The 18266-nt window shown below is 60.5% G+C and carries 15 protein-coding genes; 4 read left to right on the forward strand and 11 right to left on the reverse strand.

Going from position 1 to position 18266, the window contains the following annotated elements; translation table 11 throughout:
- Window positions 1-14 precede the first annotated feature (14 nt).
- The 3 genes from ACQKKX_RS07100 to ACQKKX_RS07110 all read left to right on the forward strand — a co-directional run bounded on the left by ACQKKX_RS07100 (window position 15) and on the right by ACQKKX_RS07110 (window position 4248).
- Window positions 15-1073 carry an ABC transporter ATP-binding protein gene (locus ACQKKX_RS07100; protein WP_427569824.1) on the forward strand — a complete coding sequence of 353 codons (1059 nt, stop codon included), beginning with the start codon at window positions 15-17 and terminating at the stop codon, window positions 1071-1073.
- Window positions 1074-1536: 463 nt separating this feature from the next.
- Window positions 1537-2235 carry an energy transducer TonB family protein gene (locus ACQKKX_RS07105; protein ID WP_427569825.1) on the forward strand — a complete coding sequence of 233 codons (699 nt, stop codon included), beginning with the start codon at window positions 1537-1539 and terminating at the stop codon, window positions 2233-2235.
- A gap of 159 nt (window positions 2236-2394) precedes the next feature.
- Window positions 2395-4248, forward strand: a complete 1854-nt coding sequence (locus tag ACQKKX_RS07110; RefSeq protein ID WP_427569826.1) for a flavin monoamine oxidase family protein — start codon at window positions 2395-2397, stop codon at window positions 4246-4248.
- Between the two features lie 186 nt (window positions 4249-4434).
- Here the strand turns inward: ACQKKX_RS07110 and ACQKKX_RS07115 are convergent, their stop codons facing one another.
- From ACQKKX_RS07115 to ACQKKX_RS07165, 11 genes are all read right to left on the reverse strand, one after another.
- On the reverse strand, window positions 4435-5676 hold the full coding sequence (locus tag ACQKKX_RS07115; protein WP_427569827.1) for a type II toxin-antitoxin system HipA family toxin: 1242 nt from the start codon (window positions 5674-5676) through the stop codon (window positions 4435-4437).
- The gene (locus ACQKKX_RS07120) at window positions 5673-5957 is read right to left on the reverse strand and encodes a helix-turn-helix domain-containing protein (RefSeq protein ID WP_427569828.1); all 285 of its coding nucleotides are present in this window, start codon (window positions 5955-5957) and stop codon (window positions 5673-5675) included. Before ACQKKX_RS07120 ends, ACQKKX_RS07115 begins: the two co-directional genes overlap by 4 nt.
- Before the next feature lie 250 nt (window positions 5958-6207).
- On the reverse strand, window positions 6208-7155 hold the full coding sequence (locus tag ACQKKX_RS07125) for a LysR family transcriptional regulator (protein WP_427569829.1): 948 nt from the start codon (window positions 7153-7155) through the stop codon (window positions 6208-6210).
- Window positions 7156-7191: 36 nt separating this feature from the next.
- Window positions 7192-8682 (reverse strand): carboxylesterase/lipase family protein, encoded by a 1491-nt coding sequence (locus tag ACQKKX_RS07130; RefSeq protein ID WP_427569830.1) that lies wholly within the window; start codon window positions 8680-8682, stop codon window positions 7192-7194.
- Between the two features lies 1 nt (window position 8683).
- Complete coding sequence (locus ACQKKX_RS07135) at window positions 8684-9478, reverse strand: ABC transporter permease (RefSeq protein ID WP_427569831.1); 795 nt, start codon at window positions 9476-9478, stop codon at window positions 8684-8686.
- A gap of 8 nt (window positions 9479-9486) precedes the next feature.
- Window positions 9487-10371: an ABC transporter permease gene (locus tag ACQKKX_RS07140; RefSeq protein ID WP_427569832.1), complete on the reverse strand. Its 885-nt coding sequence runs from the start codon at window positions 10369-10371 to the stop codon at window positions 9487-9489.
- Window positions 10368-11435, reverse strand: coding sequence for an ABC transporter ATP-binding protein (locus ACQKKX_RS07145; RefSeq protein ID WP_427569833.1), 1068 nt, complete (start codon window positions 11433-11435; stop codon window positions 10368-10370). The genes ACQKKX_RS07140 and ACQKKX_RS07145 overlap by 4 nt, the downstream gene beginning before the upstream one ends.
- Window positions 11436-11458: 23 nt before the next feature.
- Window positions 11459-12526 (reverse strand): ABC transporter substrate-binding protein, encoded by a 1068-nt coding sequence (locus ACQKKX_RS07150; protein WP_427569835.1) that lies wholly within the window; start codon window positions 12524-12526, stop codon window positions 11459-11461.
- 85 nt (window positions 12527-12611) lie between these two features.
- The gene (locus ACQKKX_RS07155; protein ID WP_427569837.1) at window positions 12612-13613 is read right to left on the reverse strand and encodes a dipeptidase; all 1002 of its coding nucleotides are present in this window, start codon (window positions 13611-13613) and stop codon (window positions 12612-12614) included.
- Complete coding sequence (locus ACQKKX_RS07160; protein ID WP_427569838.1) at window positions 13613-14257, reverse strand: 2-hydroxychromene-2-carboxylate isomerase; 645 nt, start codon at window positions 14255-14257, stop codon at window positions 13613-13615. The genes ACQKKX_RS07155 and ACQKKX_RS07160 overlap by 1 nt, the downstream gene beginning before the upstream one ends.
- Window positions 14244-15713 carry an NAD(P)-binding domain-containing protein gene (locus tag ACQKKX_RS07165; RefSeq protein ID WP_427569839.1) on the reverse strand — a complete coding sequence of 490 codons (1470 nt, stop codon included), beginning with the start codon at window positions 15711-15713 and terminating at the stop codon, window positions 14244-14246. The genes ACQKKX_RS07160 and ACQKKX_RS07165 overlap by 14 nt, the downstream gene beginning before the upstream one ends.
- Before the next feature lie 276 nt (window positions 15714-15989).
- Here ACQKKX_RS07165 and ACQKKX_RS07170 point away from each other — a divergent pair, with 276 nt between their 5' ends.
- Window positions 15990-17513, forward strand: coding sequence for a cryptochrome/photolyase family protein (locus ACQKKX_RS07170; RefSeq protein ID WP_427569840.1), 1524 nt, complete (start codon window positions 15990-15992; stop codon window positions 17511-17513).
- Window positions 17514-18266: the final 753 nt, after the last annotated feature.

An 18266-nucleotide genomic window follows, 5' to 3' on the forward strand; every position in this document is an offset into this window, starting at 1 on the left:
GAGGATTTTCACCCATGGCTACCGTCAATATCCAGAATATCGCCAAGCGTTTCGGCGCCGTCGAAGTCATCCGTGATCTGAGCGTCGATATCGCCGATGGCGAATTCGTCGTCCTCGTCGGCCCGTCCGGCTGCGGAAAATCCACGCTGTTGCGCATGGTCGCCGGCCTTGAGGAAGTGTCCGGCGGTGCCATCCGCATCGGCCCGCGCGAGGTATCGCATCTGCCGGCCCGAGACCGTGACATCGCCATGGTGTTCCAGAACTACGCGCTCTATCCGCACATGACGGTGGCCGACAACATGGCGTTTGCGCTGAAACTCAAGAAAGCCGATGCCACCGAGACACGGCGCAAGGTGGAAAGCGCTGCCGCCATTCTGGGCCTCGAAAAACTGCTCGACCGCTATCCGCGCCAGCTTTCCGGCGGCCAGCGCCAGCGTGTCGCCATGGGCCGTGCGCTGGTGCGCGATCCGCAGGTATTCCTGTTCGACGAACCGCTCTCCAACCTCGACGCCAAGCTGCGCGTACAGATGCGCGCCGAAATCAAGGCGCTTCACCAGCGCATCGGCACGACGATCATCTACGTCACTCACGACCAGATCGAGGCCATGACCATGGCCGACAAGATCGTCGTCCTGCACGACGGCCGTATCGAACAGGTCGGCGCGCCGCTCGACCTTTACGACCGCCCCGCCAACCTGTTTGTCGCCGGCTTCATCGGTTCGCCCGCCATGAATTTCGTCGATGGAAAAATCGAGGAAGGCGTGTTCCGCAGCGACAAGGGCCTCATCCTGCCCCTGCCGCCCGGCGCTGACACCGCCAAACTCGGCGGCCGCAAACTGGTCTACGGCGTCCGCCCGGAACATATCCGTGCCGAGCCTAGCGGCATTGCAGGCCGTGTCGAGATCGTCGAAGGCACCGGCTCGGAAATCTTTGCCCGCGTCCGAAGCCATGAAGAGGAGATTTCATGCCTCTTCCGCGAGCGTCTGGACATCCGCTTCGGTGACGATATCGGCATCGCGGTCGATGCGCCGCGCGCGCATCTGTTCGACAAGGCGAGCGGCAAGAGGGTGTGATGGTGAACAAAAAAACCGACCCGAGACGTTGGCGCTCGGGAGCGGCTTGATGGTCGCATCAATCCGGCCCGTCCTATCCAACGCGCGTTGGCAGGTTCCCTAAGGTCCAGAGGCTGGATGTGCGGGTAAGAATGGTCGGTGGCTCAAGCGGCAGATGATCCAGATCTCCTAACCGCACCCGCCATATGACGAGTGGCTCTATTTCGGCAAAAGTCTGAATCAACGCCTTCCGCGGGGCGGGATAGCGCTCGTGCCACCGTCAGCAGTTGTTGACCGTGGTCCCTGACCCGTCTGTCGTGCCTTGCGTGGCAGTTGCAGCGCCCGAATTGCCCTGCTCGACACAACTCCCACTCCACTGACCGTCTTGTGTGGTCGTCGGAGCGTTGGAACCAGTGTCATTCTGCGTTTTGTCCTGGTCCCGCTGTGCCGCCCTCGAAGTCTGCGCGGACGCCGGAGCAGTATTTTGAGAGGGCTCGGCCGCGAACCCAATACCAGCCAGCATTGCTGTCGTCGACGTCAAGGTCATGGCGGCAATGGTAATGATCTTGATCATTTCAGCTTTCTCTTGCATGTATCGAACACGTCTAACGATCCGTGGCTCGCACGGTTCCCCATCATTCGCGGCCGCGGCGAGCAAAAACGGGTCGTCTCGAATTCTTGCCGGCGTGCACCCTCTTGTGGCGCCGAACGCGATCTGAAGTGCAGCCGTCTGAATAAGGTGAGGTGTATGGTGTGGATGCGTGGGACCGCAGCGATTTTGGCGGTGATAACGGCAGCGACTTGGCTCGCCACGGGCTTGCCCTCATCCGCGCAGGAGACGCTCAAGATGAGGGTCCCGCAAAATGAAGCGGAATGGATGCGGTTTGTCAGGGGGCGTCTGCAACGCTACTCCGGATCAGTCGTAGCCATCAGCCGACGGCAGACAATATTCGGTCACTTCACGCTGGCGATAGGCTTCATTGCAAGACCCGACGGCTCGGTTTCCGATATTCGCATCGTAAAGTCGTCCGGCAACGAGACGCTGGATGAGACCGCGCTGCAGATTCCGACGCGCGCAGCGCCGCTTCCGACCTTCCCGGCCGACATGCCGCGAGCACCGAAATCAGTTGTTGCACCGCTGGAGTTCACATTGACGCCGCCAGCAAAAGCGACGGCGCCCTGATTTCGCCCACAGAATGCGTTCCTGCGAGACCTTGGCGTCCGCTGGAAACACGCTCATGACATACCCAAAATTGTTCGTCCGAACCCCATATTCCAGGTAGCATAATTATCGACATACACCTAGGGTAGCAGCCGAAATGACCCAAACACGGAGGCTGTCATGCCGGGGATCAGATACTCACCGTCCCGTCGCTCATTATTGCGGGGGATGACAGCACTGGCGGGAAGTTATTTCGCGTTACCCCTGGTAAATGGTTTCCGTGAGGCCAAGGCAACCTATCAAACAACGAAACCGGACCTTGATAGGGAGTTCGGCAAGGGCCGCCGTGTCGCCATTATCGGCGGCGGCGTAGCCGGGTTGACCGCCGCCTATACGCTGGCCAATGCCGGTTTCAGGGTCGCCGTATTCGAGGCAGATGGTCGTTATGGCGGCCGCAGTCTCACGGCGCGCCCTTCCGATGCGAAATACAAGGATTGGTGGTTCGCCAAATACAATCGGGAAAGACGTTTCCCTGCCATGTATGTCGATCGTTACCAGGAAAGACCGGACAGCCCGGCTGCCGGGGAGCAGGTCTGCACCTTCATGGACGACGAATGGGCCTCAAATGGCTATCGCGGAAATCCCGTGGAACTCTTTCTCAACGCCGGACCGGGTCGCATTCCTTCGAACCACGTCAACCTGATTGCCCTATGCCAGGAAATCGGCGTGGCCCTGGAGCCCTATTTCTTCCTGTCCACATCCAACCTCCTGCAGAGCGACACTTTCAGACGTGGCGAGGCGATCCCGTTCGGTCAGGTCAACTACAGCCTCTTCAGCCAGATGGCTGCGATGATGTACAGGGTGACGCAGGAAGTCGTAAAACTGCAGGGCGCCAGTGCTGGCGAACAGGCCACGAAGCTCGAAAACCTTTACCGTCTGTTCGGCAACCTATCCACACACGGCCAGGCGCAAGACACCTCGCAGCTCGGTTTCAGTACACTGCCAGGGGGCTGGAGAGATGCAGGCGCGATCCGCAAATCGGTGCCGATGGAAGAAATTCTCAATTCACATTTCATCGGCGACGCGGATGCCAACCCGGAACTCTCGCCCGGTTCGTTCCTGTTCAATTCTTTCAATATCGACTGGCAACCGACCCTCATGCAGCCTGTCGGCGGCATGGATCGGATCTGGCAGCAGTTGTTGTTGCAGGATATACCCTCAACCGCATTCGCGGACCCGTCTATCCAGGAGCAACCGGGCGCGGGCGCCAAGGTCGGCAACCTCGTGCTGCTCAACACAAGCGTTTCTCGCGTCACCGTTCTGGACACGGGTGTCAGTCTGGCGTTTCAACGATCGGGCCAGAATGCACCATCGGAAGTGGCATTCGATTTTTGCGTCTCCACCATCGCGCCCTCGCTCCTGCGCGATATTCTGAACCCCAGCAACATCCCACGGGAATTTCTGGACGGACTGACCGCTTTCTCCAAAACCGGCGGACCTTGGGGAAACGATCCGGCCCCCGATCTCTGGACGCCGGCAATCAAGGTAGGGTGGCAAGGGAAGGATCGTTTCTGGGAAACGAAGAACGAGATTTATGGCGGCATTTCCTGGACGACCGATATTATCGGCCAGATATGGTATCCGTCAGAGGATTTCACGGCGCACACGGGCATTCTCACAGGCGCTTACAACCGGGGAGAAATGGCTGCGACATACGCCCGTCAGACCCAGGAGCAGCGCCTTGCGACCGCCAGAGCCGGGCTCGGTAAACTCCACAAGGGCGAGGAAGACAATGTCACGCACGGCATGTCCATTGCCTGGCAATACATGCCGCATCAGGTCGGCGGATGGGCCTCCGATACCGCATACACGAATCCGGCAGTCTACAAGCAGATCACCACCTTCACGGAGAATGGCTCTTTCTATTGCGCCGGTGACACATGGAGCTATTGGCCCGGCTGGCAGGAAGGATCCGTTGCATCCGCCTATCGTGCCATAGAGGCCATAGCGCAAACCATCAAAGCCGGGAGATGACGCAGGCTGGATATGTTCCCGCGAGGACGATCACATGGCGGGTTGGGCGAGTATGCTGCCCGTTCGTAAGCGTTTCCGCAACACATGCGTTCAGCGACGCTCGTTGATCTCTGGGGCAGCGCACTGATGGCGCCCAACGGCGTGGAAGATCAAATCGCATAACGATGCCTGCCGCTCAACGCTCGCTCAAGGCCCATTCAACATACGGTCCAGTTCCTTTGCCCGCGGCGTTGGCAACTCTGCTTCTTCAGCAAAGTCCCGCCAGCGGGCGACGACTGCCTGAACCTCGTCAATGACGGCATGCGCCGCCCTGACCGGGATCGATGCCGCTTTTGCGACCTTCAGCATATGGGTCTTCTCGGGTGCCCTCCCCTCGCCTGCAATATCGGCACTATGCTCGCCGCCGGGGCCGGAGGAATAGGTAAGGTCGTATGCCGGCGACAGAAGCCAGCGGCCGTCGGCTCCCATGAGGAAAGCATGGTTCTTGGCGTGGTCATCGCGGTTGCGGGACAGGACGTTGAAAACCATGCGCCGGAACATCTTCTGCACCTCGGTAGCGTCCCGGGTCATCAGCCATGTGAGTTTATGCAACATTTCGTAAGTGACGGACGGCTCCCGGTGGCTGGCATTCAGCAGGCCGCTGGCCGTGTGCATATGCAGCCTGCCCGAAGGCGTGCGGTCGAAACGTTTGGTCGCGAACAATCTGTTGCCCCTGCGCGTGGTCAAAAGCCGCGTCTCGGCCATGTCGATGCCGGCAGCACGGGCCATTAGCGCATAAGCCTGTTCCTCGGCGCCGATATGGGCGGGGTCCTCACCGCTCCGAGATTTGACGATCCAGCGTTCGAAGGCCGGCGGCATGTCCTCCTGCCCGTAATCGAAGACCAGGCTGTCGGTCGCCGGATTGAAGCCGATCATGATTTTTGGCCGTGCGCCGGCGGAGCCGCCCTGCGCACCCTGAAGCGTGTCCAGATCCGCTGTGTTCATCTGCCCTTGAACGAGAGCGACCTGATCGACGAACCAGTCGAGATCCCCTTCCGCACGGCTCTCCTCGGCGATTTCGGGAATGTAGGACAGCGCGCCCATGCCGGAAGTCCCGACAGCCGAGAGGCGATCAAGCGGTGTCAACGCGTGAAAATCGATTCCTGCTTGCTGCAGTCGGCGGTCGAGCAGGATCTTGCCCCACCCGTCTGGCAGGCTGTCGTTGAAAAGGCCATGCAAGCCGTCGAACGGATCGCGTGGCGCCTGAATAACGCCGGCATTGGCCATGAGGTGAAATGGAGAGACAAGCAGCGGCCTTGCGAGAAATTCGGGCGTATATTCGAAATAGGCGCGGCGTTCGGCCTGGCTCCAGGCCAGTATGCCGAGCTTTCTCGAATGACCTTCGATATCGAGCATCACGCTCATCTTGCGGACAGGTTCGAACTTCACGATTTGCGAACTCTCTGCCTCAGGGGACGATCGACGATATCGTCGATCGTTCGGTTTGCTTTGGCAGGAAACAACCCTGCGAACTCGCCTTCCGCCCCAAGCACGAAGGCGATCTTGACGAGGGTCTCCAGCGATGCCTTGCCGGATTCCTCGAAAAGCCTCAGCGAACTGTAGGATACGCCTGCACTCGCAGCGAGTTCGCGCTGCGTGAGATCGGAGTCGATGCGTCGCCGCTTGGCCCGACCAGCCAGATCGATCATCACCTCAGCTGGCGAAGACATTTTAAATGGCATCATTTCGGCACTTATACACGGATATGGCTTTTATTGCTACTATAGTAGCTTTTATACCGCGCCCATGCCACTGAATTCTTCAACGAGTGGTGCCGCGCAAACGGAGGTGTCGGCGCACATTCGCAGCCGTATCCGACCACTGCGAATTGCAGGGGGAACAGGCTTGCATCAGCAATAACTCGGATTGGCTGTACGCCTGGCGCCGTTGACGCCTTGTGTTATGACCGACCGAACGCCTTCAGCTGCCGGTTTCCAGACCGGAAGCGTTTTCATGGCGAACGAAACCGGGAATGGCGCGCGCGCAGTCGTCAATCGCTCCTATAAGACGCTCGATGGCGGTCGCCATCGGACGTCCCGACGCCGTGACAATGCCGAAATAGAAGGGAACATGAAAACCGAGAGGTTTTACTTCCACGCCGGAAACCGGCAGGCCAGCGATCGTAGCGGATTCCACCAGCGCCACACCGACACCCGTTCTTGCCAGCGCCAGAGAAACGTAGGTGGCGTTACTGTCGATGATCTTTTCCGCAGCAAGGCCATGGCGCGTTAGCGCCTGGTCGATCCGCATGCGCAGCCGATAGGGATTGGCCGACATGATCAGGCGTCGGCCGCTCAGGTCTTCGGCCTCAATCACGTCGCGTGCGGCCAGCGGATCGCTTTCGGCAACCACCGCCACGCAGGGCACTTCGCCGATCCAGTGTACGTCGATGCCGGGATTGTCGAGCGGCAGGCTGGCAATGCCGATATCTACCGAGCGCGCTACGACCGCCTGAACCACGTTTTCGGCCGAGGTGCTTTGCAGGTGGATATGTCGCGGCAACTGGTCCGGCGCGAATGTGCTCAGCGCCAACGGCAGCACGCTCGCAGCCAGTGCGGGAATGGACGCGATCTCGATGGGTCGGGGCGCGGCGGTCGCGATCGTTCGTGCCCGTTCGCTGATCGTGCGCAAGCCGCTGAGAAAGAGCTCGGCCTGCGAAAAGAGCGCGAGACCCGGCTCCGTCGGTGCGATGCGCGGACCGTTGCGATGAAGAACCGTAAAGCCCACATCCCGCTCGAGTTCCTGGATGAGGCGGGTGATTACCGGCTGGGATTTGCCCAAGGCCTTGGCTGCACCCGTCATGCTGCCGATCGAAACCACGGCAACGAAGGCTTCCAGCTGACGCGTATCGAGGTAATCGGTGACCATCAAATTCATTCTCATGGTGGAGACGGAACGCAGGGACTACTGGGCAGGCGCGGACCAGAGATCCGGACGCGCTCCGAACGGGTCGTCAATAAGGTGAAAAGCACCATTGGTCATGTGCAAAACCTGTCGAGTGGCCGGGTCATGGGTTGGCCAGTTACCAGCGGGCGTCACCGGACCATCGTCGCGTATGAACGAGGCCCAGACTTCGTGCACCGCCTCGGCGAATGACCGGTCGACGATCGCCTGATGGGGTCGAAGATGGCTCAGATCCATTCCCCGACGATACCAGACGGCGCCGACCTCGGCACCGTGCGCGGCGCCCGTTTCATCCGTCAGGATCGGCCCATAGAGGTATTTGAAGACGGGATGAAAGGCCGCCTGCGCATCCGCAAACCGCGTGGCCGGGTTTTGAAAGACCAGATCGCCGGCAACCGCGCGCCAGATGCCGATCGCCGAATGGTCCGGCAATGCCCTGCGATAGCGCTCGACAATGCAGGCTCCCGAAAGGCCCATGGGTTTTACACGCTCATGCAGAAGCCGGGCCGCAAGCGTGAAATCCATGTCCGGCTGCGCCGTGGCATGTGTAACGTATTCCCCGCTGGTACAGCCGATCATCATCGGAACGGCAGCGGTTTTTCCGTCGCGTGCGGCGTCTTCGGGGTGCTGCGGCAGCGATGTACCATCCACGACCGGCACGAAGGGAACGCCCAACATGGCAGCATTCCCATCGCGGGCAAAGTCGTGCCGTTCGTAGGATTCGTTACAAAGGTCGCGTTGCGCCGTAAGCAGCTGGTCGATAGGAATGGTGTGCAGGGCGCTTTCTTCTATCCCCAACACGGCCACCATGCGACGGGTGAGCTTTTGCGCATCCTCCATCGTGGCGATGCCGATGCTGGCGCCGCTCTGCGGCATCGCCCTGGCGAACAGACCTCGCGCCGCCGGCATTGCCATCACTGCCGCGACCGAAAAGCCGCCTGCCGATCGTCCGGCAAGGGTAACGCGTGAAGGGTCCCCGCCAAAGGCGGCGATATTGTCGCGTACCCATTCGAGGGCGGCAATCTGGTCGAGCAGGCCGCGATTGTCCGGCGAGCCGTCATTAAAATGCAAGAAGCCGAGCGCACCGAGACGATAGTTAACCGTGACCTCGACTATGCCGCTTGCGGCGAAGGCACCGCTTTGCAGGACCGCCTCGTTGGCGGAACCGACCGCATAGCCGCCGCCATGGATCCATACCAGAACCGGAGCCGACCCCGTCAGCGCCGGCGTGCGGATGTTGACAGTCAGGAAATCCGTGCCGAATTCGAGTGCCGATGCCGCCGCCGTGCCCACGGGACCATAGGTGGGAAGCTGCGGGCAGACTGCGCTCAGTTTGCTGGCATCGCGTATACCGGACCAAGGCTCGACCGGCTGCGGTGCCGCAAAGCGCCGCGCCTGCGTTATCGGCGCCGCATAGGGCACGCCCAGAAAAACGCCGCATCCATGCTCTTCAAAACCTTCAACGACGCCGGCCCGGGTTGCGACCTGCATGTCACAGCGCCTTTCGAAGGCCGATCAGGCGCTCGACCAGTACGACCACGACGACCGAGATCAGGATCAACAGCACCGACAGCGCCGCGATCTGCGGATCGGTCGAATATTCCAGATAGTGATAGATTTCGGTGGGCAGGGTCGACGCCTTTACCGATACGATGAACAGCGAAATCGTCGCTTCGTCGAAGGAGATCAGGAAGGCGATGACGCCGCCGGCAATCAGGCCCGGCCGCACCAGAGGCAGCGTGATGCGCCAGAACACCATCCATGGCGAGGCACCATGCACGAGCGCCGCCTCCTCCACCCGCGTATCGACGGCCATCAGGCTCATCGTGATGGTGCGCACGGTGTAAGGGATGGTGATGCCAAGATGAGCCAGCACGATACCAGGATAGCTGTCGAGCAGACCAAGCGGCGAGATGACCAGCATGATGCCGACCGCAAGCACGATATGCGGCACCAGAAACGGTGCCAGAATAAGAAAATTGACGGCGCCCTTGCCGCGGAAGCGGTAGCGCACGAGCGACAGCGATAGCAGCATGCCGGCGGTGACGGCCGTGATGCCGACAATGCCGCCGATGATCAGGCTGCGCCAGAACGCCGCGATGAACTTGGCATTTTCGAACACCTTCAGATAGGAGCCGAACGACCAGCTTTCCGGCGGAAAGGCGAGATACTGCCGCGTATCGAAGGAGATGATGAAGACAACAATGATCGGCGCCAGCAGGAAGAGATAAAGAAGCGTGATCAGTGCGGTCCAGGCGATACTGCCGAGGCGGTTGGTGGGGTGCATGACCGACCTCACGCTTCAAGCGCGCGCAAAGCGCGCTGGTAAATGAGAATGATGCTGGAAAACAGGACCAGCAGCATGACAGAAAGTGCTGCCGCCAGCGGCCAGTTAAGGGTTACCGTCGCCTCGTTGAAGACCTCGGTGCCTAGGACGAAGACGCGCCCTCCCCCCATCAGCCGCGGTGTCACGAAGGACGAGATCGCCAGCACAAAGACGAGAAGTGCCGCGGTGAGGACCCCAGGAAGGCTGAGGGGCAGGATGATGCGCCAGAACACGCGCAAGCGGTTGGCGCCCAACATCGCCGCCGCCTCCTCCAGCTGAGCATTGAGCCGACCGAAGCCGCTCAGCATGGCGAGGACAGCATAGGGCATCAGGATCTCGATAAGCGCCACAGTGGCGCCGAAACTATTGTTCGAAAGACGAATGACACCCTCTGTCAGCGACAGTGACTGCAGCGTGCTGTTGATCACGCCGCGGTCGCCGAGGATGACCATCCATCCATAGGTCCGAACAACCGACGAGGTCAGAAGCGGTGCGACGGCCAGAGCGGTCAGCACGCCACGAAACCGGCTTTCGGTACGTGCCAGAAAAAGCGCGATCGGAAAGGCCAGAATAACGGCAAATAGGGCGACATTGAAGCCCAGCACCAGCGTGTTCCACGCAACGCGCCAATAGAAAGGGTCAAACAGCGCTGCGCTGTAGGATTGCAACGTCCAGTCGCCGCCGCTGAATGTGCCGATCGTGGAGGAGGCAAAGGATGCCCGCAGCAACCAGATCAGCGGCAGAAGAAAGGTAATAACCAGCGCTGCCAGTCCCGGCAGCAGCAGGACAAGCAGAATGCCACGCGGTGCGCGGGACGATGGCGTGCCAGCCAACGATGCGTCCGTTGCAGTCATGACAATATCTGCCCGATCAGCGTCACGTCCTGCGGTGCGACCGTGAGCGTCAACGTGTCGCCCTTGTTCGGCAGCGCTCCCGCATGGGTCGGAAGGTCCGCCTGCAGGAGGAGATTGCCACAGCGGACGTTAAGGGTCAGCATCTGGCCGCGATAGACGATATGTTCGACAGTCCCGGAAAAACGGTTCGGCTGGTTCGCGTCGCCTGCAACGACGAGGCGGTGCGGACGGATCATCAGTCTGACGACTGAGCCGACCGCCGCATCCCCCTCGAAATGCAGGTCCGCCAGTCCCTCGACTGCCGCCACGCCCGGGGCGGTGACCCTACCCTCGAACACCGTGCCGGCGCCGATGAAAGAGGCGACGAAATCCGTCCGCGGCCGGTCGAAGATCTCGCGTGGTGTACTGATCTGTTCGAGTTTCCCATTAGACATAACGGCCAGCCGATCGGCCATGGACAGGGCCTCATCCTGATCGTGGGTGACGAAAATGGCCGTCACACCCGTGCGCGTCTGGATGTCCCGGATTTCATCCCGCATCTCGTCGCGCAGCTTGGCATCGAGATTGGACAGCGGTTCGTCGAACAGGAGCAGTTCCGGTTCGATCACGAGCGAGCGGGCGATGGCGGCGCGCTGCTGCTGGCCGCCGGAAAGCTGGCCTATCCGGCGATCGCCGAGCCCTGTGAGCTTGACGAGATCGAGCGCCTTGAGGACACGCTCATCCCGTTCCGCCTTGCCGACCTTGCGCATTTCCAGCCCGAACGAGACGTTCTGCGCTACCGTCATATGCGGAAACAGCGCGTAGGCCTGAAACACCATGCCCATGTTGCGCTTGTAGACCGGGATCGAGGACACATCCCGCTCGCCCAGCCGGATCGTTCCCGAAGAGGGTGCGACCAGACCGGCAATCATGCGCAGAATGGTCGTCTTGCCGCAGCCGGAGGGTCCGAGCAGTGCCAGCATCTCGCCGCGCGGCAGCGAGAAACTGACGTGATCCACCGATGGCTTCTGGGCGCCGGGATAGGTCTTCACGAGATTTTCGATCGTGACGTGATGGGCAGCCATGGTCGTCCGGTTCCCTCGGTCTATCAGTTGAAGGCGATGACTTCGCGATTGATGCGCTGGATCCATGCCGAATATTTCTCGGCAACGAAATTCCAGTCGAGCGACATCTGCGCGGCCTGCGCCTCCTTGGAGCCGTAGATGCGGGCGGCGACGACATCCGACAGCGTCACCTTGTTGTTGACCGGACCATAGAAGCTCTTTTCGGCAAAGGCCGCCTGTGCTTGCGCGCCCAGCGCATAGTCGACGAACAGCTTTGCGGCGGCGGCATTCTTCGATTTTTCGACAAGGCCAATCGTGTTGGTCTGGCCGATCGAGCCTTCCTTGGGCGCCGCAACGCCGATCTTGCCGCCCTGCGTGTCATGCAGGTATTGCGAGCGGCCGTTCCAGCAGATCGACAAATCGACTTCGCCGCTCTGGATCACCGCGTAGCAGTCCGGAGCCGGCTCCCAGGTCGAGACGTTGGGAGCAATCTCCTTGAGCATGTCGAGACCCGGATCGATGCTGTCCTTGTAGTCCGACCCCTTTAGCTTGCTGAGGATCGGCAGCAGGATGACGCCGCGGGTATCGCCCAGTTTCGCGGCGATCTTGCCCTTGTATTTCGGATCGGTCAGATCGTTCCAGCTGGTCGGCGGCTCCTTTACCGTATCCGTGTTGTAGAGTATCGCCAGATTATCCTGTGAGAAGGCGATGGCTTTGTCCTCGCCGAAACGCGCCCATTCGGGTTGTTCCGCAAGAGCCGGCACCTCGCTTGCATCGAGTTTCGCAAACAGGCCTTCCTTGTTGGCCTTGATGGCGACCGCAACATCGATCAGCGCAACATCGATCTTCGGGTCGTCGCGCTGAAGCGTCAGCAAGGCAAGCGTCTCGGCCGAGTTCTTGCTCTGCTGGTAGGTGACCTCGATGCCGGGATATTTGGCCTTGAAGGGCTCGACCACAAATTTCTGATAATTGTCGGCAAAGACGCCGGAAAAACCCACGATGTTGACGGTGCCCTTGACCGAGGCGTCCTGGGCATGCGCCCCCGCGACGAAGGCGATCAGGCTCGCGGCAAGCGTGCCGGCACCGACCAGCTGCGACACTATGTTTGGCATGCGGTTCGTCATGTCAGTCTCTCCGATTGATGCGCAGCAGGGCTGCCGAATGTCTGGGGGGCAGATCGTCCCGGTTGTCGTCGTTTCACACCGTAGGGGTCCAGGCCTTTTCCAGCACCCGCAGCCAGTTACCGCCAAGCAGTTTCAAAACGAGATCGTCGCTCCAGCCGCGCGCCAGCATGCGCGCCGTGAGATTAGGCATGTCGGTGATGCGCTCGATGCCCTTGGGCTTGTTGATCTTGACATTGCCGAACTCGGTCAGCTTGCGCGCCGTTCCCTTGTCCTTGTTGGCCCAGAGAAGCCACGGGCCGGGTCGCGGACGGTCCAGCGAGAAGTCGGTGCCGACGCCGACGTGATCCTCGCCGACGAGGTCGATGATGTAGGCCATGGCGTCGAGATAGTCGTCGACCGTCGCGTCATTGCCCGCGGCAAGCCCCGGCGCAAACAGGCTAACGCCGATCAGGCCGCCCTTCTGCGCGCAGGCGACGAACAGTTCGTCGGGCTTATTGCGCTTCACGTCACGCAGGGCGCGCGGCAGAATGTGCGAGATGCAGACCGGGCTCTTCGATTGGGCGATCACGTCGGCGCTGGTCTTGTCGCCGACATGGCTGAGATCGCAGAGCACGCCGACACGGTTCATTTCCGCAAGCACCTCCCTGCCGAAACCGGTGAGGCCGCTGTCGTTTTCTTCGAGATATCCGGCGCCGGAATAGTTCTGGGTATTATAGGTCAGCTGCATGATGCCGACCCCGAGGTCCTTGAAGATCTCGACATAATCGAGCCGGTCCTCGAGCGGCGACGTGTTTTGCCAGCCGATGATGATGCCCGTCTTGTTTTCCGCCTTGGCGGCGTGGATATCAGCGACGCTGCGCACCGGACGCAGAATATCATCATTCTCGCGCAGGAAGCGCTTCCACTCCGAAACGTAGCCGATCCCTTCGCGGAAGTTCTCCCACAAAAGCGAGGAGACATTGACGGCCGTCAGCCCGCCGACACGCATTTCCTCGAATATCGAGCGGCTCCACTGGCACGTCTGGAGACCATCGACGATGATGGCGCTTTCATGCAAATTCCTTGCGTCGGTCATCACGCGCTCTCCTTCAGTTTGTTCATCCTGTTGCGGCGGGCCTTGAGGGCACGGTCGACGAAATCCAGCCGGTCCTGCCCCCAGAACAATTCCCCATCAACGACATAGGTCGGGGTGCCGAAAATGCCGAGCCGCCCGGCTTGTGCCAGATTGCCGTGCCATTCCGCGACCACGTCATCGGCCTGCACATCGACAACGAGCGGCAGGCCCGCTTCGCCGACAGTCGCGCGGGCGATTTCGCGCAATGTGGCCAGATCGGCAATGTCGCGGTCCTCGGCCCAAAGGGCACGCTGAACAGCGAAGGAGAAAGCCAGCGCATCAAGCCCCGCCTTCTGCAGCGCGATCACCGCCTGCGCCGCCGTTTCGATCGTGCGGCAGGGATAGAATTTCGGCTTCAGGTTCAGCGGAATACCGAGATGGTCGCGCCAGCGGCCGAGCTCGACCTCGTGATAGAGCTGGCGTGCATCGGGACGCTTGCGCAGCGGAATGCCGCCATTCGCCTCGATGATGCGGATCGGCCGAAGTTCGATGCGCGCTTCGTTTTGCCGGGCGACATCGATGGTTTTTTGGGCACCGAAATACGCCCAGGGGGACGAAATTCCATAGAAGATCTGCAGCACCGGGCCGCCGTCATCCTTCGGCATGGTTCATTTCCTTGTGGTTGTCCGCATGGCTCCATTCGTCGCCGAACAGTTCCGGCTCGTCGAAGAAAAGGAAGCGATCAAGGTGATAGGCACGGTCTTCAACGAAAAGCGAGCGCGCCAGACCCGTCGCCAGTCGCGTCGCGCCGTCGCTGATTGAGGGAATGCCGCTGGTGATCTTGCCGTGGCTCGGTACGGCAGGGTAGGCGAAACAGCTGATCCGTGCGATGGCTTGGGCAAGTGTCGGGTCAAGACCCGGCTTCGGCTGAAACTCAAAGGCCGCGCCAAGATAGGGCATCGCAGCCATCTGCTGGTGCTCCCAGCCTTTCGGCGGCACATAGGCATCGCCCCAGGTCAGAATATTGCCGGCCAGAACAGCAAATTCCGGCCGCTTTTCGAGGTCGACCGTAAAGCCGGTTGCAAAGATGACGAGATCAGCGCCGTAACGTCCTTTCGGCGTGACGACCTCTACCCCGTCCTTTGCCTCGACCAGGTCTTCGACCGGGCTCGCCAGATGCAGGAAGGCGTTCGGATGGCGCGACACACGAAGGACGCTGTGACGCGGCGGCGGGATTTGCGCGCGGTCGCCAGCCACCATATAGGTCCACTTGTCCGAATCCGGCAGGCCGAAATAGCCTTGCGTCATGCCCTGGCTGCCGACGCCGGTGAACTTGTCGATACTTGGAATATCCGACCGCCGCACGAAGATGTCGACGCGGGCAGCGCCGGCTTCGAGCGCCGAGGCGGCATTGTCCATTGCCGATGCACCTGCGCCGACAACGGCAACCCGCCGTCCCCTTACCGATGCCATCTCGATCGCATCGGCGCCGTGCCTGACAAAGCCGGCCTGCACCTTCAGAGCCACCGGGGGCAGGTTTGGCGCGCCGAGGCCGTCGAGGCCGGTCGCAAGAACAACGCGCCGGGCATGCACGATCCGGCGCTCGCCATTGCGCTCGACCACAAGTGTGACGAACCGTTGCGGGCCGGGACGGATTTCAGCGACCGCAGTTTCGTTGACCACGTCGAGATCAAGAACATGTCTGTACCAGACAAGATAATCCATCCACATCTCACGTGGAATGAGATCCATGTCGAGGAAGGCCTGGGCACCATGCTGGGCCTCGAACCAGGCGCGAAAGGTCAGGGACGGCAAGCCCAGAGCCGGACCAGCCGCCTCCTTGCGGGTGCGCAGGGTCTGCATGCGGGCATAGGTCACCCACGGACCTTCGCGCCCGGCGGGCGCACGATCGAAAGCCTGCACCCGATCGATGCCGATCTTCTTCAGCGCCGCGAGGGTGACAAGACCACACAGGCCGCTTCCCACCACCGCCACGTCGAGGACGGGCTCACCCCCGTGCTCCATTGCAGGCATCCACGCTTTTGCCGGCTGGTTCAGCCAGAGCAAGTCCTGCTTGAGGCGCGCCTCGAGGGCGGCGAGCGATGCGACGGTAGACGACACGAATGCTGAGCCTGAATTCATATTTCGCATAAATGTGAGGTCATAATCCTAAAATAGAAAGATAAATTATTGCGTGTTTTTACCGTTGTGGAGATTTTGAATCCGGTTGCAGCCGTTGTGTAAAGGAGAGGCAGGAGCGCGCGGGCGCCCGTCCCGCGTTGACGTGCGTCAGTGACGGCCCAGATTAACAGAAAGCTTTACCAGGGCTTCGCGACACAAAGTCGAGACCGGACCTGCCGGGCCGGAAGCCGGGTATTATTCGTATTGGAAACACCCTTGGCTAAACTGATCCTGATCCTGGGCGACCAACTGTCTGAGCAAATCTCCTCCCTAAAGGGCGCAGACCGGCAATGCGACGCGGTTCTGATCTGCGAGGTGATGGCGGAAGCGACTTACGTCGGACATCACAAGAAGAAAATCGCTTTCCTGTTCTCGGCCATGCGCCATTTTGCCGACGGGTTGCGGCAAGCCGGTTACCAGGTCCGCTATACCAAGATTGATGACCCGGAGAATGCCGGATCCTTTACCGGGGAGGTAAGGCGCGCAGTGGATGCGTTGAAGCCCACGTCGATCTGCGTGACCGAACCGGGCGAGTGGCGCGTGCTGAACGAAATGAAACTCTGGCCTGAAACGCTGGGTTTGCAGGTCGACATGCGGGACGATACCCGCTTTGTGTGCTCACACGCCGATTTTGAAACCTGGGTAGCTGGTCGCAAATCGCTGACGATGGAATTCTTCTATCGCGACATGCGACGCCGGACGGGCCTGCTGATGCGCGGTGACGAACCGATCGGCGGTCGCTGGAATTTCGATGCGGAGAACCGCAAACCGGCAAAGCCGGACCTGCTGCGCCCCCGGCATCCGAGCTTTGAGCCCGACGCGATCACGGCGGAGGTATTGGACAACGTCGGGAACCTGTTTCCGGACAATTTCGGCAGCCTTGATGGCTTCCGCTTCGCCGTGACGCGCGCGGATGCGCAAACGGCACTCGACAGCTTTGTCACCGATTTCCTTGCCGGCTTCGGCGCCACGCAGGATGCGATGCTGCAGGACGATCCCTACCTCAATCATTCGCTCCTGTCGTTCTATATCAATATCGGCTTTCTCGACGCACTATCGGTCTGCCGTGCCGCCGAACGCGCCTATCTCGAAGGCAACGCCCCGCTCAATGCCGTGGAGGGCTTCATCCGGCAAATCATCGGCTGGCGCGAATATATGCGCGGCATCTACTGGCATGCCGGGCCGAGCTACGTCGACAACAACTTCTTTCAAAACACCCGCCCGCTGCCGTCATTCTACTGGTCGGGCAAGACGGACATGAACTGTCTCTCGATCGTGATTACCGAGACCATCGATCATGCCTATGCCCACCATATCCAGCGGCTGATGATTACCGGCAATTTCGCGCTGCTGGCGGGCGTCGATCCGAAGGCCGTGCATCTGTGGTATCTTGAAGTCTATGCCGATGCCTATGAATGGGTAGAGCTGCCCAATGTCGTCGGCATGAGCCAGTTCGCCGATGGCGGCTTGCTCGGCACCAAACCCTATGCGGCGAGCGGCAACTATATCGACCGCATGTCGGACTACTGCGGCACCTGCCGTTTCAACCCTAAACAGCGGCTTGGCGAAAATGCCTGTCCGTTCAATGCGCTTTATTGGGATTTCCTGGCGCGCAACCGCGGCAGACTGAGGGCCAATCGGCGCCTTGCTCAACCCTACGCCACCTGGGACAGGATGGACGAAGGCACGCAACAAGATCTTCGCAGGCAGGCGGCCGGGTTTCTCGCAAAACTGCAATGACCGCCGGTGTTTCTGCGTGACGGCCTGACGGATAGGTCATTCAGGCGCAACCCCGTAGGAAATATCATCTACGCCGCGGCGCCTTCGCAACCTGCCGAACCGTACAACCTCATGACGCAAGAAACGCACCCGGCTTCTCAATATCGCTCGCCTCGGTATGCCGGCGGCTTTGACCGCTTGCCATCGAACCGCCCGGCTGCCGACAAGACACGAGACGCATCTTCGCTTCGTGGTGCAGCGTTCAGGTCATCAATTCGACAGGGAATCGGGGCCTGCATCCGGCATTCCGAATGCCATGCGACCAGTCCCGTATCGGATGGATGGTCGCAGATTCGTTGCCCATGTCCGAACAGTCGGGCAGCCTCCTGTAGGTCCGCAGCCACAACACCACATGCAGGCCTTTGTGGTAGCTCGCAGCACCGATCGGTACCAAGCCGCGGCCTTCGACCTTTTGCGGATCCGGCGACGGGGTCCGATGCCCCATTTCGGGTCACATCCTACGAAATACGCAGCCTTCTTCACGCTATTCAAATCATCAAAAAAAGAATCGCCGCCCCTATCATTTTAGCAACTTGTTATTTTAGTATTTGCTTATTCTATTTCGTGTCTTCTCGGGTCGTCGATAGCCGCGTCTGCTTATCTCGAAAAAAGGCAGGCGCCGTGTCGGCCGGGCCGGGAGCCACGCCGTCAATGAAGGCGGCAAGAGAGGGCACAGTCCCTCCATAGGGAAAAAAAAAGAGGAGCACGCGTGCG

Origin of the sequence: Neorhizobium sp. NPDC001467 (assembly GCF_050275975.1) — a bacterium.
GTDB lineage: Bacteria > Pseudomonadota > Alphaproteobacteria > Rhizobiales > Rhizobiaceae > Neorhizobium.